Below are 844 nucleotides of genomic sequence, written 5' to 3'. Positions count from 1 at the left end.
GTCGGGACCCTGGCGTACCCAACTGGCAAGCTCTTCCAGTTGTTCTGCGGACAAAATCCCAGGCCGGCCCTTTGATCGACGATCCGCTAGGCCGGCTATCCCCTCCGCGTTATAGCGGTGAACCCAATCCCGTAACGTCTGACGATCCATGCCAGCAGCCGCAGCCGCTTCCTCCCGCGTCTTGCCCTCCGCAATCAGGGCAAGCGCCAGAAGGCGGCGGGCCACATTCGCATCCCGGCTCCCAACCGCCTCCCGACGCAGCATCGCCGCATCTAAACCTTCCCGGGTAATCTTGATGGCTGCCGACATCGCCCCCTCCCACAACGCAACGGTAAAAATGCGCCACCAGGGAATCACAGCGGCCATACAAAGGGAATCCCTTCGATCTCAACGAGAGTCATTTCCTCGGCGGATTGGTATAAGCGGACAAATCAAGAACATCTGTAAGAGCAGCTATTCGGCTGGGGCCAGCAAACTTCCGGATGATGCTGATCGGCTCCACGGATAGCGAGGCTGTTAGCGTTTATCGCCACAGCTTGGCGATGGCGCAGTTAAACAGCAGGTGCGGCCTAACATCGCGGGTCGTCGAAAGGAGGCATGCGACGCAGCGCAAGAGGGCATGGACCATGCGGCGATGCCGGTTGTTCGCCCGTGAAGAGGGTCACAATGCGGGGGAGCCGCCGAGGAATCTGTCTATCTTCTCGTGCGCTCGGATATCAGGTCTGAGCCGTTCTAGGTTCTCCCTCAGGAAGGCCCGCAATGATTGCCTCGACCCAAGATTGATCCTCGTGGGTTTGAGTGCCGCCACCGTCCCCTCGATGTTGAAGCGGTTCATTACAAGAAG

General features: G+C 59.2%; 2 protein-coding genes. Both read right to left on the bottom strand.

The genetic code is table 11. The features are described 5' to 3' along the window. Window positions 1-309 (bottom strand): helix-turn-helix domain-containing protein (locus ACM9LZ_RS25930; RefSeq protein WP_416622388.1); only part of this gene is annotated, 309 nt, incomplete at its 3' end. A 352-nt stretch (window positions 310-661) separates the two neighbouring features. Continuing rightward, a partial coding sequence (locus ACM9LZ_RS25925; protein WP_416622387.1) for a hypothetical protein occupies window positions 662-844 on the bottom strand: 183 nt, incomplete at its 5' end.

Origin of the sequence: Niveispirillum fermenti, assembly GCF_048066175.1 — a bacterium.
Taxonomy (GTDB): domain Bacteria; phylum Pseudomonadota; class Alphaproteobacteria; order Azospirillales; family Azospirillaceae; genus Niveispirillum; species Niveispirillum fermenti.
The sequence above is the reverse complement of the archived record's forward strand: the minus strand, read 5'-3'. Positions and strand labels throughout refer to the sequence as shown.